The 24,778-nt window shown below is 71.3% G+C and carries 21 protein-coding genes and 5 tRNA genes; 12 read left to right on the forward strand and 14 right to left on the reverse strand.

Annotation, left to right across the window (positions count from 1 at the left end; all coding sequences use genetic code 11):
* Nucleotides 1-28: 28 nt before the first annotated feature.
* Nucleotides 29-1,474 (reverse strand): short-chain fatty acyl-CoA regulator family protein, encoded by a 1,446-nt coding sequence (locus IE140_RS10340; protein WP_150196372.1) that lies wholly within the window; start codon nt 1,472-1,474, stop codon nt 29-31.
* 215 nt (nt 1,475-1,689) lie between these two features.
* On the opposite strand from IE140_RS10340, the gene IE140_RS10345 reads away from it, so the two are divergent.
* The 3 genes from IE140_RS10345 to IE140_RS10355 all read left to right on the forward strand — a co-directional run bounded on the left by IE140_RS10345 (nt 1,690) and on the right by IE140_RS10355 (nt 5,306).
* Nucleotides 1,690-3,207, forward strand: coding sequence for an MmgE/PrpD family protein (locus IE140_RS10345; protein WP_150196371.1), 1,518 nt, complete (start codon nt 1,690-1,692; stop codon nt 3,205-3,207).
* Between the two features lie 76 nt (nt 3,208-3,283).
* Nucleotides 3,284-4,432, forward strand: coding sequence for a bifunctional 2-methylcitrate synthase/citrate synthase (locus IE140_RS10350; RefSeq protein WP_150196370.1), 1,149 nt, complete (start codon nt 3,284-3,286; stop codon nt 4,430-4,432).
* 13 nt (nt 4,433-4,445) lie between these two features.
* A complete protein-coding gene (locus tag IE140_RS10355; protein WP_150196369.1) occupies nt 4,446-5,306 on the forward strand; it encodes an isocitrate lyase/PEP mutase family protein in 861 nt (286 codons plus the stop codon).
* A gap of 31 nt (nt 5,307-5,337) precedes the next feature.
* Here the strand turns inward: IE140_RS10355 and IE140_RS10360 are convergent, their stop codons facing one another.
* The 7 genes from IE140_RS10360 to IE140_RS10390 all read right to left on the reverse strand — a co-directional run bounded on the left by IE140_RS10360 (nt 5,338) and on the right by IE140_RS10390 (nt 10,415).
* On the reverse strand, nt 5,338-5,598 hold the full coding sequence (locus IE140_RS10360) for a hypothetical protein (RefSeq protein ID WP_150196368.1): 261 nt from the start codon (nt 5,596-5,598) through the stop codon (nt 5,338-5,340).
* A gap of 165 nt (nt 5,599-5,763) precedes the next feature.
* Nucleotides 5,764-5,837: transfer RNA gene (locus IE140_RS10365), tRNA-Lys, on the reverse strand.
* Nucleotides 5,838-6,044: 207 nt separating this feature from the next.
* Nucleotides 6,045-8,225 (reverse strand): DEAD/DEAH box helicase, encoded by a 2,181-nt coding sequence (locus tag IE140_RS10370; protein WP_189460317.1) that lies wholly within the window; start codon nt 8,223-8,225, stop codon nt 6,045-6,047.
* 239 nt (nt 8,226-8,464) lie between these two features.
* Nucleotides 8,465-9,049: a hypothetical protein gene (locus tag IE140_RS10375; protein WP_150196366.1), complete on the reverse strand. Its 585-nt coding sequence runs from the start codon at nt 9,047-9,049 to the stop codon at nt 8,465-8,467.
* 156 nt (nt 9,050-9,205) lie between these two features.
* A complete protein-coding gene (gene crcB, locus IE140_RS10380) occupies nt 9,206-9,580 on the reverse strand; it encodes a fluoride efflux transporter CrcB (protein ID WP_189460319.1) in 375 nt (124 codons plus the stop codon).
* A complete protein-coding gene (locus IE140_RS10385; protein WP_150195962.1) occupies nt 9,577-10,068 on the reverse strand; it encodes a FluC/FEX family fluoride channel in 492 nt (163 codons plus the stop codon). The genes crcB and IE140_RS10385 overlap by 4 nt, the downstream gene beginning before the upstream one ends.
* Nucleotides 10,065-10,415, reverse strand: a complete 351-nt coding sequence (locus IE140_RS10390; protein ID WP_006125792.1) for a metallopeptidase family protein — start codon at nt 10,413-10,415, stop codon at nt 10,065-10,067. The genes IE140_RS10385 and IE140_RS10390 overlap by 4 nt, the downstream gene beginning before the upstream one ends.
* Nucleotides 10,416-10,551: 136 nt before the next feature.
* Between IE140_RS10390 and IE140_RS10395 the strand changes: the two genes are divergently transcribed.
* From IE140_RS10395 to IE140_RS10410, 4 genes are all read left to right on the forward strand, one after another.
* The gene (locus IE140_RS10395; RefSeq protein WP_093440743.1) at nt 10,552-12,231 is read left to right on the forward strand and encodes a metallophosphoesterase family protein; all 1,680 of its coding nucleotides are present in this window, start codon (nt 10,552-10,554) and stop codon (nt 12,229-12,231) included.
* Between the two features lie 80 nt (nt 12,232-12,311).
* A tRNA-Glu gene (locus IE140_RS10400) sits at nt 12,312-12,384 on the forward strand.
* 38 nt (nt 12,385-12,422) lie between these two features.
* Nucleotides 12,423-12,497, forward strand: a tRNA-Asp gene (locus IE140_RS10405).
* Between the two features lie 22 nt (nt 12,498-12,519).
* Nucleotides 12,520-12,593 (forward strand) — tRNA-Phe (locus IE140_RS10410).
* A 41-nt stretch (nt 12,594-12,634) separates the two neighbouring features.
* On the opposite strand, the gene IE140_RS10415 is transcribed toward IE140_RS10410, so the two are convergent.
* The 3 genes from IE140_RS10415 to IE140_RS10425 all read right to left on the reverse strand — a co-directional run bounded on the left by IE140_RS10415 (nt 12,635) and on the right by IE140_RS10425 (nt 14,798).
* Nucleotides 12,635-13,513, reverse strand: a complete 879-nt coding sequence (locus tag IE140_RS10415; RefSeq protein WP_150195960.1) for a cytochrome c biogenesis CcdA family protein — start codon at nt 13,511-13,513, stop codon at nt 12,635-12,637.
* Complete coding sequence (locus IE140_RS10420) at nt 13,510-14,313, reverse strand: DsbA family protein (RefSeq protein WP_150195958.1); 804 nt, start codon at nt 14,311-14,313, stop codon at nt 13,510-13,512. Before IE140_RS10420 ends, IE140_RS10415 begins: the two co-directional genes overlap by 4 nt.
* 74 nt (nt 14,314-14,387) lie before the next feature.
* Nucleotides 14,388-14,798, reverse strand: a complete 411-nt coding sequence (locus IE140_RS10425) for a hypothetical protein (RefSeq protein ID WP_109179218.1) — start codon at nt 14,796-14,798, stop codon at nt 14,388-14,390.
* Nucleotides 14,799-14,929: 131 nt separating this feature from the next.
* Here IE140_RS10425 and hrpA point away from each other — a divergent pair, with 131 nt between their 5' ends.
* From hrpA to IE140_RS10440, 3 genes are all read left to right on the forward strand, one after another.
* Complete coding sequence (hrpA, locus tag IE140_RS10430) at nt 14,930-18,862, forward strand: ATP-dependent RNA helicase HrpA (RefSeq protein ID WP_150195955.1); 3,933 nt, start codon at nt 14,930-14,932, stop codon at nt 18,860-18,862.
* A 128-nt stretch (nt 18,863-18,990) separates the two neighbouring features.
* Nucleotides 18,991-19,065, forward strand: a tRNA-Asp gene (locus IE140_RS10435).
* A 153-nt stretch (nt 19,066-19,218) separates the two neighbouring features.
* On the forward strand, nt 19,219-19,449 hold the full coding sequence (locus tag IE140_RS10440; protein WP_150195953.1) for a DUF6274 family protein: 231 nt from the start codon (nt 19,219-19,221) through the stop codon (nt 19,447-19,449).
* 583 nt (nt 19,450-20,032) lie between these two features.
* On the opposite strand, the gene bldC is transcribed toward IE140_RS10440, so the two are convergent.
* Both bldC and IE140_RS10450 read right to left on the reverse strand, forming a co-directional pair.
* On the reverse strand, nt 20,033-20,239 hold the full coding sequence (gene bldC / locus IE140_RS10445; protein WP_003949541.1) for a developmental transcriptional regulator BldC: 207 nt from the start codon (nt 20,237-20,239) through the stop codon (nt 20,033-20,035).
* A 656-nt stretch (nt 20,240-20,895) separates the two neighbouring features.
* Nucleotides 20,896-21,741 (reverse strand): DUF8083 family protein, encoded by an 846-nt coding sequence (locus IE140_RS10450; RefSeq protein ID WP_093440775.1) that lies wholly within the window; start codon nt 21,739-21,741, stop codon nt 20,896-20,898.
* A gap of 175 nt (nt 21,742-21,916) precedes the next feature.
* Between IE140_RS10450 and IE140_RS10455 the strand changes: the two genes are divergently transcribed.
* A complete protein-coding gene (locus tag IE140_RS10455) occupies nt 21,917-22,999 on the forward strand; it encodes a Leu/Phe/Val dehydrogenase (RefSeq protein ID WP_150195951.1) in 1,083 nt (360 codons plus the stop codon).
* A gap of 281 nt (nt 23,000-23,280) precedes the next feature.
* Nucleotides 23,281-23,538, forward strand: a complete 258-nt coding sequence (locus IE140_RS10460) for a DUF3073 domain-containing protein (protein WP_006125824.1) — start codon at nt 23,281-23,283, stop codon at nt 23,536-23,538.
* Nucleotides 23,539-23,675: 137 nt separating this feature from the next.
* Here the strand turns inward: IE140_RS10460 and purM are convergent, their stop codons facing one another.
* Nucleotides 23,676-24,749, reverse strand: coding sequence for a phosphoribosylformylglycinamidine cyclo-ligase (gene purM / locus IE140_RS10465; RefSeq protein ID WP_006125825.1), 1,074 nt, complete (start codon nt 24,747-24,749; stop codon nt 23,676-23,678).
* Between the last annotated feature and the right edge of the window lie 29 nt (nt 24,750-24,778).

Raw genomic sequence — 24,778 nt, forward strand, 5'->3', positions numbered from 1 at the left:
CGTCGCGGCGTCCGCGCCGCACGGTCGGCTAGCGCAACCCGGCCCCCTCCACCGGATACGGCACATACGTCCGCCGGTCCGGGTCGATCGCCAGTCGGCCGCCCGCCGGGGGCCGGGCCCGCTGGGCGCAGTCGCGGCGTTCGCAGATGCGGCAGCCCAGGCCGATCGGGGTCGCCGCCCGGGGGTCGTCGAGGGCGACGCCTTCGGCGTACACGAGACGGTGGGCGTGGCGGAGTTCGCAACCGAGGGCGACCGCGAACTCGGCCCGCGGGGCGTGGTGGCTGTACCCGCCCCGGGTGATCGTGCGGGCAACCCAGAAGTAGCGCTTGCCGTCGGGCATTTCGGCGACCTGGGTCAAGGTCCGGCCGGGCGCGGAGAACGCCTCGTAGACCGTCCACAGCGGGCACGTACCGCCGAGGCGGGAGAAGTGGAAGTCGGTCGCGGACTGCCGTTTGGAGATGTTCCCGGCCCGGTCGACGCGGAGGAAGGAGAACGGCACTCCGCGGTGGCCGGTGCGTTGCAGGGTGCTCAGTCGGTGGCAGACCGTCTCGAAGCCGACGCCGAAGCGGGCGGACAGCAGCTCGATGTCGTAGCGGACGGCCTCGGCCGCGGTGTGGAAAACGGTGTACGGCATGAGCAGCGCCCCGGCGAAGTAGTTCGCGAGGCCGATGCGGGCCAGGGCGGACGATTCGGGTGAGGTCAACTCGGCCGCGCTTCCGGCGAGTTCGTCCATCAGCGGGCGCTGTTCCAGGAAGGCCAGCTGGGTGGCGAGCTGGAACGCCCGCTGGCCGTCGCTGAGCCAGGGCGAGAGGAAAAGGAGCCCGGTGTCGGGGTCGTAGCGGCGGGCGTCGGCGGTGCGGCCCGGGGCGGCCTGGACGACGTGGACGCCGTGGCGTTCGGCGAGCAGGGTCGTGAGCGGGTCGGCGGCCCGGCCCGGCCGCAGCTCCAGGGCCTCGGCGGTGCGTTCGGCCTCCGTGTCGAGGGGGCCGAAGTGGTTGTGGTGGGCGTAGAAGAAGTCGCGTACCTCGTCGTGCGGCTCCGCCGGGGGCAGCAGCGTCTGTCCCGTCTCGGGTGAGGCGAGGGCGGCCGCCTGTTCGGCGGTCTCGCGGTAGCGGTGGTGCAGGGCGACCAGGGCGCGGGCCACTTCCGGGTGGTCGCGGGCCGCCTCGGCGATCTCCTCGACGGCCGGGACCGTGACCCCGCACGCCTCGTCGGCGAGGGCCGCGCGCAGGTCGGCGGCGAGACGGTCCCCGGCGGCCTCGGAGAAGAACTCCGCGTCGACGCCGAAGACCTTCGCGATCTGGAGCAGCACGCTCGCGGTGAGCGGCCGCTGGCCCAGCTCGATCTGGTTGGCGTAACTGGCGGAGATGCCGAGCGCGCGGGCCATGTCGACCTGGTTCATGCCCCGCTCGCGGCGGAGGCGGCGGAGCTTGGAGTGGGCGTAGACCTTGTGCTCGGTCGCTCGTCGGGCCACGGGGTCCCTCCCTGGTCGCGTGCCTTCCGGAGACGGCGTACACCTGCGAATGTACTTGCGAACATCGCATCCGCGTTATTCGCAATATTCGCAGATTCGCAGCTCGTTCCTGTAGAGGCTCCACAGCTTCAACAGGTGGTCGCGGGGCTCCGGAGCGGGCACTGTCCATGACGTCAGCTCCGTCAGCACCGACCGCACTCTCTGCGAGGAGTCCCGTGATCGACCACCAGGTACGCGTCCACCCCAGCGCCGCCCGGCTGCCCCGCGAGGAGCAGCTCGCGTGGAAACTGGCCGTCGTCGCCACCGGTACCCAGGAGGCCGGGGAGCTCGACCCGGACGCGGCGGCCATGGCCGCCAACCGGATCATCGACAACGCGTCCGTCGCGGTCGCGTCCCTGCTGCGCCGCCCGGTCGCCGTCGCCCGCGCCCAGGCGCTCGCGCACTCCGCCGCCGTGCCCGGCGTCGCCGTCTTCGGGGCCACCGGCCGGGTCTCGCCCGAGTGGGCGGCCTGGGCCAACGGCACCGCCGTACGGGAGCTGGACTTCCACGACACCTACCTCGCCGCCGACTACTCCCACCCCGGCGACAACATCCCGCCGCTCCTCGCCGTCGCCCAGCACACCGGGCGTTCCGGCGCCGACCTGCTGCGCGGGATCGTCGCCGCCTACGAGGTGCACGTCGCCCTGGTGAAGGGCATCTGCCTGCACGAGCACCGCATCGACCACGTCGCCCACCTGAGCGCGGCCACGGCCTGCGGCCTGGGCGCCCTGCTCCGGCTGCCGACCGAGACCGTGTACCAGGCGGTCCAGCAGGCGGTGCACACCACGACGGCCACCCGGCAGTCCCGCAAGGGCGAGATCTCCAGCTGGAAGGCGTACGCCCCGGCCTTCGCCGGCAAGGCCGCGATCGAGGCCGTCGACCGGGCGATGCGCGGCGAGACGTCCCCCTCCCCGATCTACGAGGGCGAGGACGGGTTCCTCGCCTGGATGCTGAACGGCCCGGAGTCCGACTACACCGTGCGGCTGCCCGAGCCCGGCGAGGCGCGTCGCGCGATCCTGGACACGTACACCAAGGAGCACTCCGCGGAGTACCAGGCGCAGGCGCTGATCGACCTGGCGCGGCGACTGCGCGAGAAGACCGGCCCGCTGGACAAGGTGCGCTCCGTCGTCCTGCACACCAGCCACCACACGCACAATGTCATCGGCTCCGGTGCGAACGATCCGCAGAAGTACGACCCGACCGCGAGCCGGGAGACCCTGGACCACTCGGCCCCGTACATCCTGACCGTCGCCCTGGAGGACGGGGGCTGGCATCACGAGCGCTCCTACGCCCCCGAGCGCGCGGGCCGGCCGGAGACCGTGGAGCTGTGGCGGAAGGTCACCACGGTCGAGGACCCGGAGTGGACCCGCCGCTACCACGACCCCGACCCGGAGCGCCGGGCCTTCGGCGGCCGGGTCGTGATCACCATGGCGGACGGTTCGGTGGTCGAGGACGAACTCGCCGTCGCCGACGCCCACCCGGCCGGGGCCCGCCCCTTCGACCGCCCCGCGTACGCGCGCAAGTTCCGCACCCTCGCCGAGGGGATCGTCGCCCCGGACGACCAGGACCGCTTCCTGTCGGCGGCCGAGCGCGTCGCCGAGCTGTCGACCACCGGCCTGGACGGGCTCTTCCCGGCCGTGGACGCCGAGGCGGTCGCCGCGTACGACGCCACGCTCCCCGAGGGCCTGTTCTGATGGCCCGCCCCCGTACCGCCCCGAACTCCCGCAGCGTGCGCCCGACGGCGTCGCCGACGAACCGGAGGCACACCCCATGACCACCACCGCACCGGAGATCCACCGCGGTCTGGCCGGTGTCGTCGTCGACACCACCGAGATCTCCACCGTCATCCAGGAGACCAACTCCCTCACCTACCGGGGCTACGCGGTCCAGGACCTCGCCGCCCACCGGTCCTTCGAGGAGGTCGCGTACCTCCTCTGGCACGGCGAGCTGCCGGACTCCGCCCAACTGGCGGCCTTCCAGGCCCGTGAGCGCGCCCTGCGCCCCCTGGACCGCAGCACGCTGGAGCTGCTGACCCGGCTGCCCGACACCTGCCACCCGATGGACGTGCTGCGTACCGCCGTCAGCTTCTTCGGCGCGGAGGACCCGCTGGAGGACGACGGCAGCCTGGCCGCCAACCGGGCCAAGTCCCTGACGCTGCTGGCCAAGCTGCCCACCGTGGTCGCGGCCGACCAGCGCCGCCGCCGGGGTCTCGCGCCGATCGCGCCGGACCCGGAGCTGGGGTACGCGGAGAACTTCTTCCACATGTGCTTCGGCACGGTGCCCGAGCCGGAGGTGGTCCGCTGCTTCGAGATCTCCCTGACCCTCTACGCCGAGCACAGCTTCAACGCCTCGACGTTCACCGCCCGCGTCGTCACCTCGACCCTCTCCGACCTGTACAGCGCGGTGACGGCGGCGATCGGCGCGCTGAAGGGCCCGCTGCACGGCGGGGCCAACGAGGCCGTGATGCACATGCTGAACGAGATCGGCGACCCGCAGCGGGCGGGGGGCTGGCTGGACGAGGCGCTGGCCTCCAAGCGGAAGATCATGGGCTTCGGCCACCGCGTCTACAAGCACGGCGACTCCCGCGTCCCGATCATGCAGGAGGCCCTCGACCGCCTGGTCTCCCGTGCGGCCGACCCCGAGGTGACCCGCCTCGCCACCCTGCACGGGGCCCTGCGCCACGCCATGGTCACCCTCAAGGGCATCCACCCGAACCTGGACTACCCCGCAGGGCTCGCCTACCACCTGATGGGCTTCGACATCCCCGTCTTCACGCCGATCTTCGTGATGAGCCGGATCACCGGATGGACCGCCCACATCACCGAACAGCTCTCCCACAACGCCCTGATCAGACCGCTCGCCTCGTACGACGGCCGCGAGCAGCGCCCGGTGCCGGCCGCAGTGCACCGAGTCCGATGAACGAGGAAACACCATGACCAAGCCGCAGCGACCGACCACCCGCCTCCGCCGTCTGATCGAGGGCGACGGCATCCACGTCGCCCCCGGCGCGTACGACGGGTTGAGCGCGCGTCTCGTGGAGGAGAGCGGCAGCGAACTGCTGTACGCCAGCGGGGGCGCGATCGCCCGCAGTTGCGGGATCCCCGACATCGGCCTGCTGAGCCTCACCGAGGTCGCGGCACGGATCGAGCAGATGGTCGACGTGACGAGCCTCCCGGTCATCGCGGACGCCGACACCGGCTTCGGCAACGCGGTGAACGCGGTCCGCACCCTCGCGCTGTACGAGCGCATCGGCGTGGCCGGCCTGCACATCGAGGACCAGACCTTCCCCAAGCGCTGCGGCCACCTGGACGACAAGTCCCTGGTGCCCACCGACGAGATGGCCCGGAAGGTCCGCGCCCTCGCCGAGGCCCGCACCGACCCGGACTTCGTCCTGATCGCCCGTACGGACGCCATCGCGACCGAGGGCCTGGACGCGGCGATCGAGCGCGCCCGGGCCTACGCCGAGGCGGGCGCGGACGTGATCTTCGTGGAGGCTCCGGAGACCGTCGAGCAGATCGAGGAGATCGCCGCCCGTGTCCCGCAGCCGAAGCTGATCAACATGTTCCACGGCGGCAAGACCCCGCTCGTCCCCCGGGACCACCTCCGCGAACTCGGCTACCGGCTGATCATCGTCCCCTCGGACCTCCAGCGCGCGATGATCACCGCGGTGCGGCGCACGCTGGAGGCCATCAACCGCGACGGCGACAGCGGCGCCGTACGCGAGGACCTGGCCTCCTTCGCCGACCGCGAGCGCATCGTGCGGACTGCGGAGTACCTGGCGATCGGGACCTGAGGCGGGAGGAGGCAGAGACGGGTGCCCCGGGTCAGTTGCCGGGTGACGGGGCGGCGGCGCCGGAGTGGTCGATGACGTTGCCGTTGGAGCAGTTGTTCCGGTGGTCGCCGGTCCAGTCGCTGAGGGCGGGGACCACGGCGAGTTCCTGGATACAGACGTCGGCTGCGGTGAAGTTCCAGTTGTTCGCCGCGTTGACCACGCTGCCGAAGTTGCTGTCGTTGTCGGCGAAGGCGGGCGTGGCGGTGGACAGAGCCGCGGCGGCCAGCAGGCCGCAGGTGATGATCTTTCGCATGCTTCATGAACGTGTCCGGCTCGCGTGAGTCACGCGGCGATCGACCGAACGGGAGCAGCCCGCCGGGCTCGGACGTGCCCGGATACGACGAAGTGCCTCGACCGGCCGGAACCTGTCGAGGCACTGAGGAGCAGATCGGAGGAGGTTTCCTCGCTCTGCTGTCGGTAGGCCGTGTGGGACTCGAACCCACAACCAACGGATTAAAAGTCCGCTGCTCTGACCAATTGAGCTAACGGCCCCTGCAACATCACCCCCCGAGCATAGCCCGCCCGGTCCCGGCAGCCGATCCGGTATCGGTCTTGGGCCCGTCGCGGGTCCTGAGAAGCGGTTCTCACGGGGTCGGGAACAGCAACAGGGCCCGTACGTCACCGAGTCGGTTCGGTGGCGTACGGGCCCTGCCGGTCTGTCAGGCGGACCTGCTCGGCCGGGGGCCGGCCGGGCGGGGGTCAGCCGTTGCGCTTCCAGCGCGGCTTGTCGTCGCGGCGGCCGAACGAGCCGGTGTTGGCGCCACGGTGGTCGTCACGGCGGCCGGTCGGGCGGTCGCTGCCGCCGGAGCGGAAGCCACCCGACGGGCGGTCGTCACGGCGGTCGCGGTTGAACGGGCGGTCGCTGCCGCCGGAGCGGTAACCGCCGGAGGGGCGGTCGTCGCGGCGGTCGCGGTTGAACGACGGGCGGTCGTCGCGGCGCTCGAAGGAACGGCCACCACGGTCGTCACGGCGGTCGCCACCGGAGCGGAAGCCACCCGACGGGCGGTCGTCACGACGGTCACGGAACGACGGACGGTCGTTGTCACGACGCTCGAAGGAACGGCCACCACGGTCATCGCGGCGGTCGCCACCGGAGCGGAAGCCACCCGACGGGCGGTCGTCACGACGGTCACGGAACGACGGACGGTCGTTGTCACGACGCTCGAAGGAACGGCCACCACGGTCATCGCGGCGGTCGCCACCGGAGCGGAAGCCACCCGACGGGCGGTCGTCGCGGCGGTCGTTGCCGCGGTAGCCGCCACGGTCGCCACCGCGGTTGTCGCGGCGCTCGTAGTTGCCCCGCTCGTCGCGGCGCTGCTCGTCGCGGGCGGCCGGCTGTTCGGGGACGGAGATGGCGGCCACGAGGGCGGCCTCCGCCTCGGCGGTGACCTCGGCCACCGCGGCCTCCGGGTCGTCGCCCCGCTCGCGGGCGGCACGGGCGACCAGGCGGTCGGCCTCCTCGCGGAGCTCGACGGCGCGGCGCTGGACGCGCTCCAGCTGCTTCGTCAGGTCGGCGGCCTCGCGCTCGGCCTGCTTGGCGGCGTTGTTCGCGGAGTCGGCCTGGACCTCGGTGAGCGAACGGGCGCCGGTGATCTCGGCGACCTCCGGCTCGAAGACGCCCGCGCCCTGGACGATGTGGCGCGAGGCGTCGACGCCCGCGTCCTCCATCAGGCGGAAGATCTGGCGGCGCTGGTGCGGGAGCGCCAGCGAGACGACGACACCGGACTTGCCGGCGCGGGCGGTACGGCCCGAGCGGTGCAGGTAGTCCTTGTGGTCGCCGGCCGGGTCCACGTTCAGGACCAGGTCGATGCCGTCCACGTGGATACCGCGGGCGGCGACGTCGGTCGCGACGAGCGCGTTGACGTAGCCCTTCTTGAAGTCCTCCAGGACCCGCGTACGGGCACCCTGGGTCATGCCGCCGTGCAGCGCGTCGGCCTTCACGCCGGACTCGATGAGCTGCTCGGCGATGCGGTCCGCGCCCAGCTGGGTGCGGACGAAGATGATGGTGCGGCCCTTGCGGGCGGCGATGGCGGCCGTGACCGGCGCCTTGTCCTTCGGCTTCACGACGAGGACGTGGTGCGACATGGTCGTGACGTTGCCCTGGGCGCTGTCGACCTCGTGCGTGACCGGGTTGGAGAGGTAGCGCTTGACCAGCGTGCCGATCTCGTTCTCCATGGTGGCGGAGAAGAGCATCCGCTGACCGCCGGCCGGGACCTGGTCGAGCAGCTCGGTGACCTCGGGCAGGAAGCCCAGGTCCGACATCTGGTCGGCCTCGTCGAGGACGGCGACCTGGACGTCCTCCAGGGAGCAGGCGCCGCGGTTGATGATGTCGCGCAGCCGGCCCGGGGTGGCGACGAGGACGTCGACGCCGCGCTCCAGGGCGTAGATCTGGTTGCCCATCGACGTACCGCCGCAGACGACCTTCATCTTCAGGCCGAGCACGTCGCCGTACGGCTGGAGGGCGTCCGCGACCTGCATCGCGAGCTCACGGGTCGGGGTGAGGATGACGGCGCGGGGCTTCTTCTTCTCGGTGCGGCCACCGGCCAGCGCGGACAGGGTGGGCAGACCGAAGGAGAGGGTCTTGCCGGAGCCCGTACGGCCACGGCCGAGGATGTCCTTGCCGGCCAGGGCGTCCGGGATGGTCGCCGCCTGGATCGGGAAGGGGGTGGTGACGCCGTTCTGCGCGAGCTTGCGGACGATGCCCTCGGGCAGGCCCAGGTCGCCGAAGGTGACGGTCGGCTCGGCGGAGGCCTCGGAGGAGTCGGACGCCTCGGCCTCAGGGGCCTCCTCGGCGGCCGGGGCGGTCGCACCGGCGGGGGCCTCGGTCACGGCGGACTCGACCAGCTCGGCGAGCTCGGCGTTGTCGACGTTCTCGGGCATGACGGTGCGGTCAGAACTGGAAATTGACATGCGAAATGCGAAACCTTCCGGAGTCTCGGCACGCGCCCATAACTCCGTGATTCGCAATTTCGACCGCCTCAATGCGGTCCAGCCACGGCAAGGGAGAGTACGCGCCACACGGCGCTCTTCTGTGTCGGCGCCGGGCAATGGGATCAAACGATCTACCACCATACGCACTCTCACCCACCTTGCGCAAACCACCCTCGCTGTGACGCCGACTACACCGGCCCCACCTGCGGCGATGCCTCCGGCGTCCGCAGCGGGCCGACCGGCTTCGGCCCGCCTGTCCCCTGTGCCCGGAACTGCGCGGCGGGCGACGCCGACGGCGGCGGCTCCGGCGGATCGGTGGGCTCCGGCTCGGGGTCCGGGTCCGGGGCGGTCGTCGGCGGGGCCGGCGGCTCCGGGGTGACCGGCGGCGGCTCCCCCGGCCCCGGCGTCGAGGGCGTCGGCGTGGGCTGCGTCGCGCCGCCGCTGCCACGGGTGGGCTGCCCGGGGGCGGCCGGTTCCGGGCGGGCGTCCTTGGAGGTGGCCGACGGCGTGGCCCCGGAGGCGTCCGGGCGCGGGCTGCCGCCGGGAGCGCCCCGGTCCGAGTGGGGGTGGGCGCCCCCGCCACGCCCCCCGGACTGTCCGGAGCCGGGAACCGTGTCCCCGGCCGGATCGGCGGCGGAGCCCTTCGGGCCCGCGGACCGCGTGGGGCCCGGGCCTCCGGCGCCGTCCTCTCCGACGCTCATGCAGCCGGTGGACGCGGCGATCGTCAGCGCGGTGACGGCTGCCCAGCGGACAGGGGCGGGGAACTGGCGCACGAGGGGCACCTCCGGGGCGAGGGAGCGGAAGCGTGGCGAGGGGTGGAGCCCGCGACGCCGGAGCGAGGCTTCGCACCGTGCCCAACTCCCCCGACCCCGCCGGAGACACGCCCGAAACCGCAACGCCCCGCACGTGCCCTCACCGCACGAAGCCCGCTACCCCCCGAACCCGCCCGCCAGCTCCGCCCCCAGGAACACCGCGCCCAGACCTGCCAGCAGGGACGCCAGCATATTGGCCGCGGCCAGGAAGGCGCGGCCCGTCTCGGCCAGGCGGAGGGTCTCGTAAGAGAACGTCGAGTACGTCGTCAGCGCCCCGCACAGGCCCGTCGCCAGCAGCGCGTGCACCGGGGAGGAGACAGCGGCGCCGGTCAGCACGCCGAGCAGCAGGCTGCCCGCGATGTTCGCCGTGAAGGTGCCCCACGGGAAGACGTACGGGACGCCCGGCCCCTGGTACTTCTGCACCGCACGGTCCGTCAGATAGCGCAGGGGCGCGCCCACCGCGCCACCGATCGCCACCAGCAGCCAGGTCACGCCGTCCGCCCCGCGTCCCGCGCGCCCGGTCCCCCGGTCGGCCGCGCGTCCCGGTCCAGCCAGACCCGGGTGGCCACGGCCGCCGCCCACACCGATCCGAGCGCGGCCACCGCCGTCGCCACCGTGTACGCCGTCGCCACCGCGATCTCCTGACGGACCAGCAGGCCCGAGACGTCCGCCGCGTACGTCGAGAAGGTCGTGTAGCCGCCGAGCACCCCGACGCCGAGGAAGGGCCGCACCAGCGGGTGGGTCACCCGGCCCCGCTCGACGGTCAGCACCATCAGGACGCCGATGAGGGCGCAGCCCGTCACGTTGACGACGAACACCGTCCACGGGAACCCGTGACCGGGTGCCGGCCACAGCACGAGCGCCCCGTACCGGGCGAGGGCGCCGAGCGCGCCGCCGGCCGCGACCGCCGCCAGCACCCGGCCCTGCGGCGCGGACGGCGGACCGGGCTCCGGCAGCTCCCGCGGTTCCTGCTCGCTCATCCGTACCCCAGGGCGTGCAGCCGCTCGTCGTCGATGCCGAAGTGGTGGGCGATCTCGTGGACCACGGTGATCTCGGTCTCCGCGACGACGTCCTCCTGCGTCTCGCACATCCGCAGCGTCGGGCCCCGGTAGATGGTGATCCGGTCCGGCAGCACTCCGGCGTACCACTCGCCGCGGTCGGTGAGCGGGGTGCCCTCGTAGAGCCCGAGCAGATCGGGGTCGCCTGGGTCCGGTTCGTCCTCGACGAACACCGCCACGTTGTCCATCAGCCGCGTCAGCTCCGGCGGAATCCGGTCCAGAGCCTGGCTCACCAGCTCCTCGAACTGTTCGCGCGTCATCTCCAGCACCCGGCCATTGTCCCGTACGGGGGACGGGTACGGGCAGATGGCCACCGCCCGGCATCGCGGAGACCGGGTCCGTACGGACGCATGACCGGTGGCGCCGCCCGGCATGGCGAAGGCCGTACCGGGGCATACGGGCCCAATGGTCCGCGTCCCGTTCCGTGCCGCAGCCGACCGCGTCCGGCACCGCCTCAGCCGGCTCGCCCGCCCGGCGTCCCGGCCCCGTGCCACCGCCCCGAAAGCGCCCCGCGCGGCGGCCGGAGGCGGCCCGAAGGCACCCCGCACGCCGGTCCCCGGCGACCTGGCGGCCCCCGCCCCGCGCCCCTGGCTCCGCGCGCTCGGCATGCTCGCCGTCGTCGTGCTGGGAGCCTGGCTGGGACTGCTCGCCGTGGGCTCCGTCCGTACGCCGGTCGGCCCCATGGACACCAACATGACGCTCCGCCCCTCCCTCACCGGCGGCAGCAAGATCAACGTTGCCCCGCTCGGCGCCCTGGAGCTGGACTCGCACATCGCGCCGCTGCGGCTCGACGTGGACGTGGACCGCCTCGACCCCGAGCGCTCCCAGGCCCTGGTCGACCAGCCGGAACGGTTCTCCGGCCTCCAGGACGAGGTCACCCGGGACGTCGCCGCCGGGACCGGGGAGCTGGCCGTGCGCTCCTGCGTCGCCGTGATCTCCGGCGCGACCGCCCTCGGCCTCGTCGTCTACCGCCGCCCCCGCCGCGCCCTGGCCGCCGGCGGGCTCGCCCTCGCCCTGCTGGCCGCGTCCGGCGTCAGCGCGTACGCCACCTGGAACCCGAAGTCCGTCCTGGAGCCGAAGTTCTCCGGGCTGCTCTCCAGCGCCCCGTCCCTGGTCGGCGACGCCCGCTCGATCGTCACCGAGTTCGACATCTACCAGCAGGAGCTGGCCCGCCTGGTCACCAACGTGACCAAGCTGTACGACGCGACCTCCACGCTCCCCGTCTACCAGCCCGACCCCGGCACCATCCGGGCCCTGCACGTCTCCGACATCCATCTCAACCCGGCGGCCTGGCACATCATCGCCTCGCTCGTCGAGCAGTACGAGATCGACGTGATCATCGACTCCGGCGACACGATGGACCACGGCTCCGCCGCCGAGAACGGCTTCCTCGACCCGATCCGCGACCTCGGCGCGCCCTACGTCTGGGTGCGCGGCAACCACGACTCGACCGTCACCCAGGACTACCTGGAGAAGTTCCGGAACGTCCGCGTCCTCGACGACGGCAAGGCGGTGAACGTCGGCGGGCTGCGCATCGCGGGCACCGGCGACGCCTCCTTCACCCCGGACCGGACCGCCCCGGTCGGCGGCAAGGCGGCCGCCCAGCTCGAAGGCGCGCGCCTGGCCTCCGCGCTGCGCGACCAGGAGCGCGCGGGCACCCCGGTCGACATCGCCGTCGCCCACGACCCGAACACCGCCCGGGAGACCGACGGCACGGTCCCGCTGGTGCTCTCCGGCCACCTCCACCGCCGGATCAACGAACAGCTGAAGCTCGGCACCCGGCTCAAGGTCGAGGGCTCCACGGGCGGCGGCGGGCTGCGCGCCGTGCAGAACGAGAAGCCGGAGAAGGTGCACGCCTCGGTGCTCTACCTGGACCGCTCCACCCGCCGGCTCCAGGCCTGGGACGAGATCACGCTCGGCGGTCTCGGGCTGACGACCGCCGAGGTCAGCCGCCATCTCCCGGAGGAGAACCTGAAGAAGGACTCCCCCGCCTCCCCCTCCCCGGCGCCGTCGTCCGCGTCCTCGTCGCCCTCTTCGAGCCCGTCCCCGACGGGCTCCGGAACGCGCCCGACCCCATCGCCGTAAACCGTTTTGGCGATAGCTCCACCCATCCCATATGCTTCTCACGTCCCCGACGCGCTGCAAAGCGAACCGGCGGGCCAATAGCCCTCATCGTCTAGTGGCCCAGGACGCCGCCCTTTCAAGGCGGTAGCACGGGTTCGAATCCCGTTGGGGGCACGTTTCACCGTGTGCGAGACTTGTTTCGCGCATTGCTTGGTCCTGTGGAGCAGTTTGGAGTGCTCGCCACCCTGTCAAGGTGGAGGCCGCGGGTTCAAATCCCGTCAGGACCGCTTGCAGCCCCAGCGGCTGCGTGGCTGGGTAGCTCAGTTGGTACGAGCGATCGCCTGAAAAGCGATAGGTCGCCGGTTCGATCCCGGCCCCAGCCACTTCTCGAAGGCCCCGTCCCCCGGACGGGGCCTTCGCCGTGTCACACCTTCTCGGTCCCGGCGTGCTCCTCCTGCTCCTTCTCCTCCGCCGGTACGCCGGCGTCGCGCCGCCGCCAGGCCCGTACGCCCAGGACCAGCAGCGCCACGAGCACCACCGCGACCAGCGCCACCCCGTCCGGCACCCGTTCGCCGAGCTTCTGCGCCCACTGCTCGACCGCGAACGAGTCGTCGACCCCGAGCAGGCCGGGCAGCGCGGTCGTCCCGTCGTAGACGAGGAACAGCGCGCCGAGGCCGATGAAGAACAGCCCCGACAGCAGCGATGTGGTGTGCAGCTCGAACCGGCCGAGCCGGACGGTCCGGCCGCGCAGCCAGGTGCGGCGGCCGAGGTCGAAGCGTTCCCACAGCAGGGCGAGGACGAAGAGGGGGACGGCCATCCCGAGCGCGTAGACCGCCAGCAGCAGCCCGCCGTAGACCGGGCTGCCGCTGACCGCCGCGACGGTCAGGACGCTGCCGAGGATCGGGCCCGCGCAGAATCCGGCCAGGCCGTAGACCGCGCCCAGCGCGTAGACGGAGAACGCGGTGGTGGGGCGGATCCGGCCGCTGAGCTCGGCCATCCGCCGGGAGGCGAAGCCGAGGCCGACGATCTGCGCGAGACCGAGCACGATGATCAGCCAGCCCGCGCCCGTGACGAGGGCGTCACGGTGCCCGTAGAACAGCCGCCCGGCGTACGAACCGGCCGCGCCGAGCGGCACGAGGGTGGTGGCGAGACCGGCGTAGAAGATGCCGGTACGGGCCAGCAGCCGGGACGTGGAGTCGATGGAGTACGCGAAGAAGGCCGGGAGCAGCAGCGCGCTGCACGGGCTGACCAGGGCGAGCAGCCCGCCGAGGAAGGCCGCGAAGTAGCCGATGTCCGCCGTCACTTGGCGGGCTCCCCGGCCTGGCCCGCCGCCCCCGTGGTCTTCGCCCGCTCGGCGGCGGCCTCGATGGCCCGGGTGAACGTCTCGTCCGGCTGGGCGCCCGCGATCGGGCGGCCGTTGATGAGGAACGACGGGGTGGAGGTGGCGCCGATCCCGTACGCCTGCTCCTGGTCCTTCTTGACCGACGCACGGGCCGCGTCGCCGTCGAGGTCCTCCATGAACCGGTCCAGGTCCTTCACCCCGGCCTCCTCGGCGAGCGCCTTCACCCGGTCCTTGCCGAAGCCCTTCTCCTTCGCCCCTTCGGCGTAGGCGGCCCGGTGGAACTCCCAGAAGCGGTTCTGCTGCCCGGCGGCCCAGGCGCCGCGGGCGGCGTTCTCGGACTCCTCGCCGAAGATCGGGAAATTGCGCCACTCGATGCGCAGCGTGCCGTCCTTCACGTACTTCTCGATCAGCTTCGGCTCGGTGTCCCGGGCGAACTTGCCGCAGTAGCCGCACTTGAAGTCGGCGTATTCGATCAGGACGACCGGGGCGTCCGCCTGGCCGATGGCCAGCTTGTCGTCGGCGTCCCGGCGGGCGAGCTTCTCCAGCTCCGGGTAGACGCCCGCGTCCGGGTCGGCGGAGACCTCGGCGGCGGGGCCGGTGGCGGTGGTGTCCTTCGCGGTGTCGTCGGGGGCGGTGGCCTTGTACGAGGCGAAGCCGAGGAGACCGGCCGCGACGACGACCACCGCGCCGTAGACGAGGGGCTTGCGCGGGTTCGCGGACTTCGAGGGCTGCGAGGGCTTCGGGTTCTTGGGCGTGGGCATGCGGCACTCCGTGCTGGTGATGCGGGAGGAAGGGGCGGAGGGTGCGGGGCGGGCGATTGCCCGCCGGACGCCCCCTACACCCTCAGCACGGAGAGTTCGACGGGGGTCGGGGTGTACGGAAGCGGGGCGCGGGCCCGTATCCCCGGCGGCGGCTCGGCCGGCAGCGCGCCCGTCGCGGCGGGCAGACCCCACGGTGCGAGACCCGGGGCGTGGTCGTGGGCGGACCGGGCGCGGGAGGGGACGGCGGGCTCACCGTCGTGGTCACGGAGCTTCCCGCAGCCGGGGACCGGGGCGCGCTCGCCGGTGGCCTCGGCCACGGGGGCCGGGGCGTCGGCCACGGTCGCGAGGGTCTGCGCCTGCGCCACGCGCGCCACCGGCGCGGCGGGGGTGCCCGGTCCGGCGGACGCGAAGGCCGTCGGCCCGCACAGCAGCCCCAGCACCACTGCGAGCAGCGCCGTCAGGCTCCACCACTGTGTACGGGACACGGGACCGGGCCTTTCTCGCGCGACGGCGGTTACGGGGCGTTCGACTGCCCGAAATGGTACGTGCCGCGTGACGCAGCCCGCGCGAAATGAGGTCGCCACCGGCCGGGCCCGGGTGAGATCCTGGGATCCGTATGTCTACTTCCTTCGCCGATCTCCAGTCCCAGCTCGGTCAGCTCTCGCTCCGCGACGCGAACCGGCTCGGCCGGCGCCTCGAAGGAGCGCGCCGCATCCGCAAGCCCGAGGCCCGCCAGTCCGTGCTGGACGAGATCGCGGCCGAGGCGGGAAAGGCGGCCGACCGGCTCGCGGCGCGCGCGGCCCGGCTGCCCGCCCTGTCGTACCCGGAAGAGCTGCCGGTCAGCCAGAAGAAGGACGAGATCCTGGAGGCGATACGCGACCACCAGGTCGTGATCGTCGCCGGGGAGACCGGGTCCGGCAAGACCACGCAGCTCCCGAAGATCTGTATGGAGCTGGGACGCGGCGTCCGGGGCATGATCGGGCACACCCAGCCCCGCCGGATCGCCGCCCGTACGGTCGCGGAGCGCGTCGCGGACGAGCTGAAGACGCCGTTGGGCGAGACGGTCGGCTGGAAGGTCCGCTTCACCGACCAGGTGAACCCGGAGTCGACGTATCTGAAGCTGATGACGGACGGCATCCTGCTCGCCGAGATCCAGACGGACCGCGAGCTGCTGGCGTACGACACGATCATCATCGACGAGGCCCACGAGCGGTCCCTCAACATCGACTTCCTGCTCGGCTATCTGGCCCGGCTGCTGCCCCGCCGCCCCGATCTGAAGGTCGTCATCACCTCCGCGACGATCGACCCGGAGCGGTTCGCGCGCCATTTCGGGGACGCCCCGATCGTGGAGGTCAGCGGGCGGACGTATCCGGTCGAGGTGCGGTATCGCCCGTTGCTGGAGGAGGACAGCGAGGACTCCGACCGGGACCAGATCACCGCGATCTGCGACGCCGTCGACGAGCTGGGCCACGAGGCCCCCGGCGACGTCCTGGTCTTCCTCTCCGGTGAGCGCGAGATCCGGGACACGGCGGACGCGCTGAACAAGCGCAACCTCAGACATACCGAGGTGCTCCCCCTCTACGCGCGTCTCTCGCACGCCGAGCAGCACCGCGTGTTCCAGCGCCACACCGGACGCCGCATCGTCCTCGCGACCAACGTGGCCGAGACCTCGCTGACCGTCCCCGGCATCAAGTACGTGATCGACCCGGGCAACGCCCGTATCTCCCGCTACAGCCACCGCACCAAGGTCCAGCGGCTGCCGATCGAGCGGATCTCCCAGGCCAGCGCCAACCAGCGCAAGGGCCGCTGCGGCCGTACGTCGGACGGCATCTGCATCCGGCTGTACTCCGAGGACGACTTCGTCACCCGGCCGGAGTTCACCGACCCGGAGATCCTGCGGACCAACCTGGCCTCCGTCATCCTCCAGATGACCGCCGCCGGGCTGGGCGACATCGAGAAGTTCCCCTTCATCGACCCGCCGGACCACCGCAACATCCGCGACGGCGTGCAGCTCCTCCAGGAACTGGGAGCGCTCGACCCCGCCGAGAAGGATCCGAAGAAGCGGCTCACCCCGCTCGGCCGCAAGCTCTCCCAGCTGCCCGTCGACCCGCGCCTGGCCCGCATGGTCATCGAGGCCGACAAGAACGGCTGCGCCCGCGAGGTCATGGTCATCGCCGCCGCGCTCTCCATCCAGGACCCGCGCGAGCGGCCGGCGGAGAAGCAGACGCAGGCCGACCAGAACCACGCCCGGTTCAAGGACGAGACCTCCGACTTCCTGGCCTTCCTCAATCTCTGGACGTACGTCCGCGAGCAGCAGAAGGAGCGCGGCTCGTCCTCGTTCCGCCGGATGTGCAAGCAGGAGTATCTGAACTTCCTGCGCATCCGCGAGTGGCAGGACATCTACGCGCAGCTGCGGACGGTCGCCAAGCAGATGGGCATCACCGTCGAGGAGCCTAAGGCGGAGGCGTCCATTCCCGAGCAGGCGGTGCACACGTCGCTGCTGGCCGGGCTGCTGTCGCACATCGGGCTGAAGGACACCGAGAAGAACGAGTATCTGGGCGCGCGCAGCGCCAAGTTCGCGATCTTCCCCGGCTCGGCGCTGTTCAAGAAGCAGCCCCGGTTCCTGATGTCGGCGGAGCTGGTGGAGACCTCCCGGCTCTGGGCGCGGGTCAACGCCAAGGTCGAGCCCGAGTGGATCGAGCCGCTGGCCCAGCATCTGGTGAAGCGCACCTACAGCGAGCCGCACTGGGAGAAGGACCAGGCGGCGGTGATGGCGTACGAGCGGGTCACCCTCTACGGCGTGCCGATCGTCGCCCAGCGCAAGGTCAATTTCGGACGTATCGACCAGGAGGCCTCGCGGGATCTGTTCATCCGCAACGCCCTGGTCGAGGGCGACTGGCGCACCCACCACCAGTTCTTCCACGACAACCGCAAACTGCTCGGCGAGGTCGAGGAGTTGGAGCACCGGGCCCGGCGCCGCGACATCCTCGTGGACGACGAGACGCTCTTCGACTTCTACGACCGGCGGATTCCCGAACACATCGTGTCCGGGGCGCACTTCGACTCCTGGTGGAAGCACAAGAAGCGCGAGGAGCCGGACGCGCTCGACTTCGAGCGCTCCATGCTGATCAACGAGAAGGCCGGGGCCGTCACCAAGGACGACTACCCGGACTCCTGGCGGCAGGGGAAGCTCAAGTTCAAGGTGACGTACCAGTTCGAGCCCGGCGCGGACGCGGACGGTGTGACCGTGCACGTGCCGCTCCAGGTGCTGAACCAGGTCACCGCCGAGGGCTTCGACTGGCAGATCCCGGGGCTGCGCGAGGAGGTCGTCACCGAGCTGATCCGCTCGCTGCCGAAGCCGATCCGCCGGCACTACGTCCCCGCGCCGAACTACGCCGACAAGTTCCTGGACCGGGCGGTCCCGCTCCAGGAGCCGCTGCCGCAGACCCTGGCGCGCGAGCTCCAGCGGATGGTCGGGGTCCCGGTCACGGCGGACGACTTCGACCTCTCCCGGGTCCCGGACCACCTCAAGATCACGTTCCGGATCGTCGACGAGCGGCGGCGGAAGGTCGCCGAGGACAAGGACCTGGAGGCGCTGAAGCTCCAGCTGCGCCCCAAGGCCCGCCAGGCGCTCTCCAAGGCCGCCGCGGCGACCGCGGGGCCCTCGGGCGAGTCCATCGAGCGCTCGGGCCTCACGGACTGGACGATCGGCACGCTGAACAAGGTCTTCGAGACCCGCAGGGCCGGTCAGCCGGTGAAGGCGTATCCGGCGCTGGTCGACCAGGGCGAGACCGTGGCGGTGCGGCTCTTCGACACCGAGGCCGAGCAGCAGCAGGCGATGTGGCGCGGCACCCGGCGGCTGATCATGCTGAACATCCCGGTGAACCCGGCGAAGTTCGCGTCGGACCGGCTGAGCAATCAGCAGAAGCTGGCGCTGTCCCGTAACCCGCACGGTTCGGTGCAGGCCCTCTTCGAGGACTGCGCGACCGCCGCGGCCGACCGGCTGATCGCCGCGCACGGGGGGCCCGCGTGGGACGAGAAGGCGTTCCGGACGCTGTACGACAAGGTGCGCGCGGACCTGGTGGACCTGACCGTCCGCACGATCGACCAGGTGCAGCAGATCCTGGCCGCGTGGCAGGCGTGCGAGCGCCGGCTGAAGTCGACGAACAGCCTGGCGCTGGTGGCCAACGTCACGGACGTACGGGAGCAGCTGGCCCGTCTCGTACCGCCCGGTTTCGTTACGGCCACCGGGCTGCGCCGGCTGCCGGACCTGATGCGCTACCTCGTGGCGGCGGACCGGCGGCTCCAGCAGATGCCGACGGCCGTCCAGCGGGACACCACGCGGATGGAGAAGGTCCACGAGATGCAGGACGAGTACGCGTGGCTGCTCGAACAGTTCCCGCAGGGCAGGCCGGTGCCGCAGGAGGCTTGGGACGTCCGCTGGATGATCGAGGAGCTGCGGGTGAGCTACTTCGCCCATGCGCTGGGGACCGCGTTCCCCGTCTCGGACAAGCGGATCGTGAAGGCGATCGACGCCCTCGCACCCTGACGCGGGGCCGCCGGAGGGGGCCGGGAGGCGGGTGACGGAGTCACCACCAGGAGTGAAGTCGACCTGGGCCTCCCACCTCCTGTACAGTCTGGTTTCGCAGCAAGCCGCAAGGCAAGCGGCGAAAACCTGGTCCTGTGGAGCAGTTTGGAGTGCTCGCCACCCTGTCAAGGTGGAGGCCGCGGGTTCAAATCCCGTCAGGACCGCAGTAGGAGAAAGCCCGGATCGTTTCGATCCGGGCTTTCTCGCGTCTTGACGGCCTCGTCGGCCGCGGGTACCCCGTAGAAGCAGAGGCCGTATCCGTACCCTCGGCGCTTCTCGCGGCGGGGGACGGCCGGGCCCACCGGGAGGTGGCTCGCATGTCCGCGTCCGCAGCACGACACAAGACCCGCGCGCTGCTGCGCGCCCATCTGGCGGCCGCTTCCTCCTATCGCCATCTCACCCGGCACTGCGCGGTCTGCCATCGCCTCCTGCGCCTCGCCATGGAGCCCGGGGCGACCGCGGAGCCCCAAGGAGCGGCCGAGGATCCTCAGGACGTCGGCGGGAGCGAGGACGAAAGACCCCCGGCGACACGACCATCGGCCGGGTGACTCCGCGTTCGGACAGTGGCAGGCTCGAAGTTGGCAAGCATCAGGCGATGTGACGGTAGTCACCGAATGAGTTTTCAGACCGGGGGATTTTACGCCTCCCCTACAACTGGTGAATTTAATATGTGCAATTGCACGGGGTCCGTGGAGTTGCGGGGACCGTTCCGTCCGGGGCTGTCCCACCGCGTCCGGGACGCTCACCCACACTCCCGCACAGACCCGCTCACAGACCCACGAACGCCCCCGTCGGCCCGCTGAAGCCGACCGACCGCCCGGTTCTGACTGCGAGTCGGTCCGGGTACGGGAACGGCCGGGAGAGCGCTGTCCAGGGACCCTCCGGGCGGTCCGGGAGCCGGCCGGAGCATCCTCGTCCGGGCACAGAAAGATCGCGCTGGACCCGGCGGAGTCCAGCGCGATCGATACGACGAAAACCCGTGGAACACAGGTATGACGCCCGTTGGGGCAGGCGTCCGTCGAGTGGAGCTATGGGTGGGCGACTGAGGTTGGGGGACCTGGCAGCTGCCCGGATGTTGTGCTGTGCTGCGGTACTGCTGTGCTGCTGTTATCGCTGGTCGGCAGGGGTGTGTCAGGCCTCGCTGCGCTGCTGCGGAATACCCGCAAGCAGTGCGCGGACCTCTGCCTCGCGGTACCGGCGATGTCCACCGAGCGTGCGGATGGACGTGAGCTTGCCAGCCTTGGCCCAACGGGTGACCGTCTTCGGGTCCACGCGGAACATCGTGGCAACCTCAGCCGGGGTCAGCAGCGGCTCGGCATCAGGGGTGCGAGCGGTCATGAGCGGCCTCCTCGGGAGAACCGAACCTTCTCGGTTCTTTCCTCTAAATTCTGCACCTTGACCCGCGTTGCCCGAAATGGCGGACGCGGGCCGAGTCGGTTATAGGACGAACGGCTTGTCCTCGGCACTACAACTACACCATCCGTCCAGCCACGTCGGCCAAACCGATGGAATTGCCCTCCCAGGTGTTCATCAGCGACGGAAGCCGATGGACCATGCCATAGCGGACAGTCACGCCCCGGTGACGATCAGTCACAGAGCGATCAGGAGTCGTCAGACCCCCCATAGAGTGCAATGTCGAGCATTCTGCCCTTACTTGGACAGAAGGAGCCCTCCCCGGACTCCTTGTCCTATTTTGGCATGAGGGTTAGGGATAGGCGCAAGGGCCCCGTTAGTGCTGTCCATCACGCTTGAGGCAAAGGCCCGGTTCGGGACGTAGGTCCCGGGCCCAGCGGCGTACGCCCCTGCCCCACCCGTCCCATGAGACCTCACGTGTCACACGGAACGCCGGTTCACAGAACATCGGTTCACGGATCGTCCGTCGGTTCACGGCTCGTCCGTGGTGTCTCCTCCCTCCTTCTCGCGTCCCGGCCTTTCGTCCTGGATGAAGGATGCCCCGGTTCCGTCGCCTTGATGCCACTGTGGGCCTTTTCACGTCAATTGGTGAACTGGAGGTCCCGGACCGCCCGCCAGCGTTCCGCGAGCCGCGCGTACGCCTCGCCCGCGCCCTCGCTGTCGCCGTCCCGCAGCGCGGCGAGCCCCTCCGCCACATCCGCCGCCGACCGGTCCCCGGCGAGCCGGTCCGCCGACAGCGCGTGGACGAGGCCCCCGTAGTCCAGCTCGACCAGCGAGCGCGGATGGAACTCCTCCAGCCATCGCCCCACGTCCACCAGGCCCTCGGTCAGCGGCCCTTCCGGAACGCTCTCCCGCAGCGTCCGCAGCGCCCGCGCCAGCCGGCGCCGGGCCTCGACCATCGGCGTGCGGTACCGCAGGACGGGTCCGGCCCCCTCCCCGTCCGCCGCCGCGTACTCCCGCTCCTCGTCGTGGAAGAGGACGAACCAGCGCACCGGGACCTGCCACACCGTGGTCCGGATCCACGGCCGCGCGTCCGGGTGGAGCCGCTGCCAGCGCTCGTGGTCCGCCGCCGCCTGGCCGCGCACCACCGCGGGCAGCACGGCGTCGAGCACGTTGGCCGGAAACATGCCCCCCAGCTCCTCCAGGGCCAGCCAGCTCCGCAGCCGGGTCCGCCACGGGCAGACGCACACCACCCCGTCCAGCTCCGTCACGAACGCGTCGCCGCTCTCGTGCACGGGCACCGCGACCGGCGGCGTCGACACCAAGTCGGCCAGCGAGCGGCGCAGTTCGTCCTGGGCCGTGGGGAGCTCCTCGCGTTGCGCGTAGCGCGCCCAGTGGCTGCGCTCGGGCTCGGCGAAAGCGGCGAGCGGCTCGTAGATCCGGAGGTAGGACGTGTAAGGGACGCGCACCGAAGACACCACCGACATGGAGCGCATCGTGTCATGGCCGATCACCACCTGAGAGTGATCCTTCGCGCGGGGGCAGATACGCGCCGCCGGAGGACTTACGCTCTTGCCCATCGGACCGGCCGTGCCGGTCGGTCCGGGGCCCTCCCCACCCCTAGGAGGGCCTCCGCCGCTTCGTTATTTGGGAGTCACCACAGTGACCGATGTGACCGACGGCGTCCTGCACACCCTGTTCCACTCGGATCAGGGGGGCCACGAGCAAGTCGTGATCTGCCAGGACCGTGCCAGCGGCCTCAAGGCCGTCATCGCCCTCCACTCCACCGCCCTGGGCCCGGCCCTCGGCGGTACCCGCTTCTACCCGTACGCCTCCGAGGCGGACGCCGTCGCCGACGCGCTGAACCTGTCGCGCGGGATGTCGTACAAGAACGCCCTCGCCGGCCTCGACCACGGCGGCGGCAAGGCCGTCATCATCGGCGACCCGGAGAAGATCAAGAGCGAGGAACTCCTCCTCGCCTACGGCCGGTTCGTCGCCTCGCTCGGCGGCCGCTACGTCACCGCCTGCGACGTCGGCACCTATGTCGCCGACATGGACGTCGTCGCCCGGGAGTGCCGCTGGACCACCGGCCGCTCCCCCGAGAACGGCGGAGCGGGCGACTCCTCGGTGCTCACCGCGTTCGGCGTCTTCCAGGGCATGCGGGCCTCGGCCCAGCACCTGTGGGGCGACCCGACGCTGCGCGGCCGCAAGGTCGGCGTCGCCGGCGTCGGCAAGGTCGGCCGCCACCTCGTCGAGCACCTGCTCTCCGACGGGGCCGAGGTCGTGATCACCGACGTCCGCGAGGAGTCGCTGCGAGCGATCACCGATCTGCACCCCGAGGTCACCGTGGCGGCGGACACCGACGCCCTGATCCGCACCGAGGGCCTTGACGTCTACGCGCCGTGCGCGCTCGGCGGCGCGCTGAACGACGACACCGTCCCGGTGCTCACCGCGAAGGTGGTGTGCGGCGCGGCCAACAACCAGCTGGCGCACCCGGGCGTGGAGAAGGACCTGGCCGACCGGTCGGTTCTCTACGCACCCGACTACGTGGTCAACGCCGGTGGCGTGATCCAGGTGGCCGACGAACTGCACGGGTTCGACTTCGACCGGTGCAAGGCGAAGGCGACGAAGATCTTCGACACCACGCTGGAAATATTCGCACGTGCGAAGGCGGACGGGATTCCGCCGGCCGCGGCGGCCGACCGGCTCGCCGAACAGCGGATGGCGGAGGCACGCTCGCGCTGACCGGTGGCCGTCCATGACCCGCCGACCGGCGAGACAAGACTCACGCCGGTCGGCGGGTCGTACCTCCACAAGAGGTTAAAATCGCAGTTGACCAGCGAGGACGGGGCTCCTCACTGGCCCTGTGCCGGGGACCGGGATGCGGGCGGCGTACCGTATGGCCACGGAAGCAGGTACCGTTAAAGCCCTACGGGCGCGGTCTCTCTGCCGAGAGTCCGTCCTGAAACATGAACGCGTGTCAAGACTCTGGGGCCGTCGAGCCCCGTCACCGAGGGGGTCGAGCCATGGGGCGCGGCCGGGCAAAGGCCAAGCAGACCAAGGTCGCCCGCCAGCTGAAGTACAGCAGCGGCGGGACGGACCTGTCGCGTCTGGCCAATGAGCTGGGCGCATCGCCTTCGAGTCAGCCACCGAACGCAGAGCCGTTCGAGGACGACGACGAGGAAGATGACCCGTACGCACAGTACGCGGATCGCTACAACCAGGACGATGACGACGATCAGGACGACCAGTCCGGTCCGTCGTCACAGCGCCGCGGCGCTTGACCTCGCGCTGACACTTCAACCCGGTCCGGGCTTGCCCCGGGCCGGGTTCTGTGTGTCCCGGTCCGGGGCGCCCGTGGTGCGCGCCGGTTCCGTTCCGCGTGCGGTGGTGCGCCGGGCGCACCACCGCATGCCTGTGCCTAGCGTGCGTAGGACCCGGTCAGCTCGGCGCCCGTCGCGTGGTCGCCGCGGTCGGTGATCTCACCGGCGACCCAGGAGTCGACCCCGCGGTCGGCCAGCGTCGTCAGGGCCGCGTCCACCGAGTCGGCCGGGACGATCGCGATCATGCCGACGCCCATGTTGAGCGTCTTCTCCAGCTCCAGCTGCTCGACCTGACCCGCCTTGCCGACCAGGTCGAAGACCGCGCCGGGCGTCCACGTGGAGCGGTCCACGGTGGCGTGCAGGCCGTCCGGGATGACCCGGGCCAGGTTGTTGGCCAGGCCGCCGCCGGTGACGTGGCTGAAGCCGTGCACCTCGGTCGTACGGGTGAGGGCCAGGCAGTCCAGGGAGTAGATCCGGGTGGGCTCCAGAAGCTCCTCGCCGAGCGTGCGGCCGAACTCCTCGACCTCGCGGTCCAGGGACCAGCCGGCCCGGTCGAAGACCACGTGGCGGACGAGCGAGTACCCGTTGGAGTGAAGACCGGAGGACGCCATGGCGATGACGGCGTCACCCTTGCGGATACGGTCCGGGCCCAGCAGGCGGTCGGCCTCGACCACGCCCGTACCGGCGCCGGCGACGTCGAAGTCGTCCGGGCCGAGGAGCCCCGGATGTTCGGCCGTCTCGCCGCCGACCAGGGCGCAGCCAGCCAGGACGCAGCCTTCGGCGATGCCCTTCACGATGGCCGCGACACGCTCGGGGTGCACCTTGCCGACGCAGATGTAGTCGGTCATGAACAGCGGCTCGGCACCGCAGACGACGAGGTCGTCCACGACCATGCCGACGAGGTCGTGGCCGATGGTGTCGTACACGCCCATCTGGCGGGCCAGGTCCACCTTGGTGCCCACACCGTCGGTGGCGGAGGCGAGGAGCGGACGCTCGTAGCGCTTCAGCGCCGAGGCGTCGAAGAGTCCGGCGAACCCTCCGAGTCCGCCGAGACCGGCGACCTCGGGGCGCTGGGTCTTCTTCACCCACTCCTTCATCAGCTCGACGGCGCGGTCACCGGCTTCGATGTCGACGCCGGCCGCCGCGTAGGAAGCACCTGTTGTCTCAGACATGGCCTGGGATCTTTCGTGTGGAGATACGG

This window comes from Streptomyces parvus, from assembly GCF_014648875.1.
Taxonomy (GTDB): Bacteria; Actinomycetota; Actinomycetes; order Streptomycetales; family Streptomycetaceae; genus Streptomyces; species Streptomyces parvus.

Excerpts from the sequence above, each read along its gene's own strand:
- bldC (WP_003949541.1), bottom strand. The coding sequence starts at position 20,239 with ATGACCGCTCGCACCCCTGATGCCGAGCCGCTGCTGACCCCGGCTGAG.
- IE140_RS10440 (WP_150195953.1), top strand. The coding sequence starts at position 19,219 with ATGTCCGCGTCCGCAGCACGACACAAGACCCGCGCGCTGCTGCGCGCC.
- purM (WP_006125825.1), bottom strand. The coding sequence starts at position 24,749 with ATGTCTGAGACAACAGGTGCTTCCTACGCGGCGGCCGGCGTCGACATC.
- IE140_RS10350 (WP_150196370.1), top strand. The coding sequence starts at position 3,284 with ATGACCACCACCGCACCGGAGATCCACCGCGGTCTGGCCGGTGTCGTC.
- hrpA (WP_150195955.1), top strand. The coding sequence starts at position 14,930 with ATGTCTACTTCCTTCGCCGATCTCCAGTCCCAGCTCGGTCAGCTCTCG.
- IE140_RS10395 (WP_093440743.1), top strand. The coding sequence starts at position 10,552 with ATGGTCCGCGTCCCGTTCCGTGCCGCAGCCGACCGCGTCCGGCACCGC.
- IE140_RS10355 (WP_150196369.1), top strand. The coding sequence starts at position 4,446 with ATGACCAAGCCGCAGCGACCGACCACCCGCCTCCGCCGTCTGATCGAG.
- IE140_RS10370 (WP_189460317.1), bottom strand. The coding sequence starts at position 8,225 with ATGCCCGAGAACGTCGACAACGCCGAGCTCGCCGAGCTGGTCGAGTCC.
- IE140_RS10450 (WP_093440775.1), bottom strand. The coding sequence starts at position 21,741 with ATGTCGGTGGTGTCTTCGGTGCGCGTCCCTTACACGTCCTACCTCCGG.
- IE140_RS10360 (WP_150196368.1), bottom strand. The coding sequence starts at position 5,598 with ATGCGAAAGATCATCACCTGCGGCCTGCTGGCCGCCGCGGCTCTGTCC.
- IE140_RS10420 (WP_150195958.1), bottom strand. The coding sequence starts at position 14,313 with ATGCCCACGCCCAAGAACCCGAAGCCCTCGCAGCCCTCGAAGTCCGCG.
- IE140_RS10460 (WP_006125824.1), top strand. The coding sequence starts at position 23,281 with ATGGGGCGCGGCCGGGCAAAGGCCAAGCAGACCAAGGTCGCCCGCCAG.
- IE140_RS10385 (WP_150195962.1), bottom strand. The coding sequence starts at position 10,068 with ATGAGCGAGCAGGAACCGCGGGAGCTGCCGGAGCCCGGTCCGCCGTCC.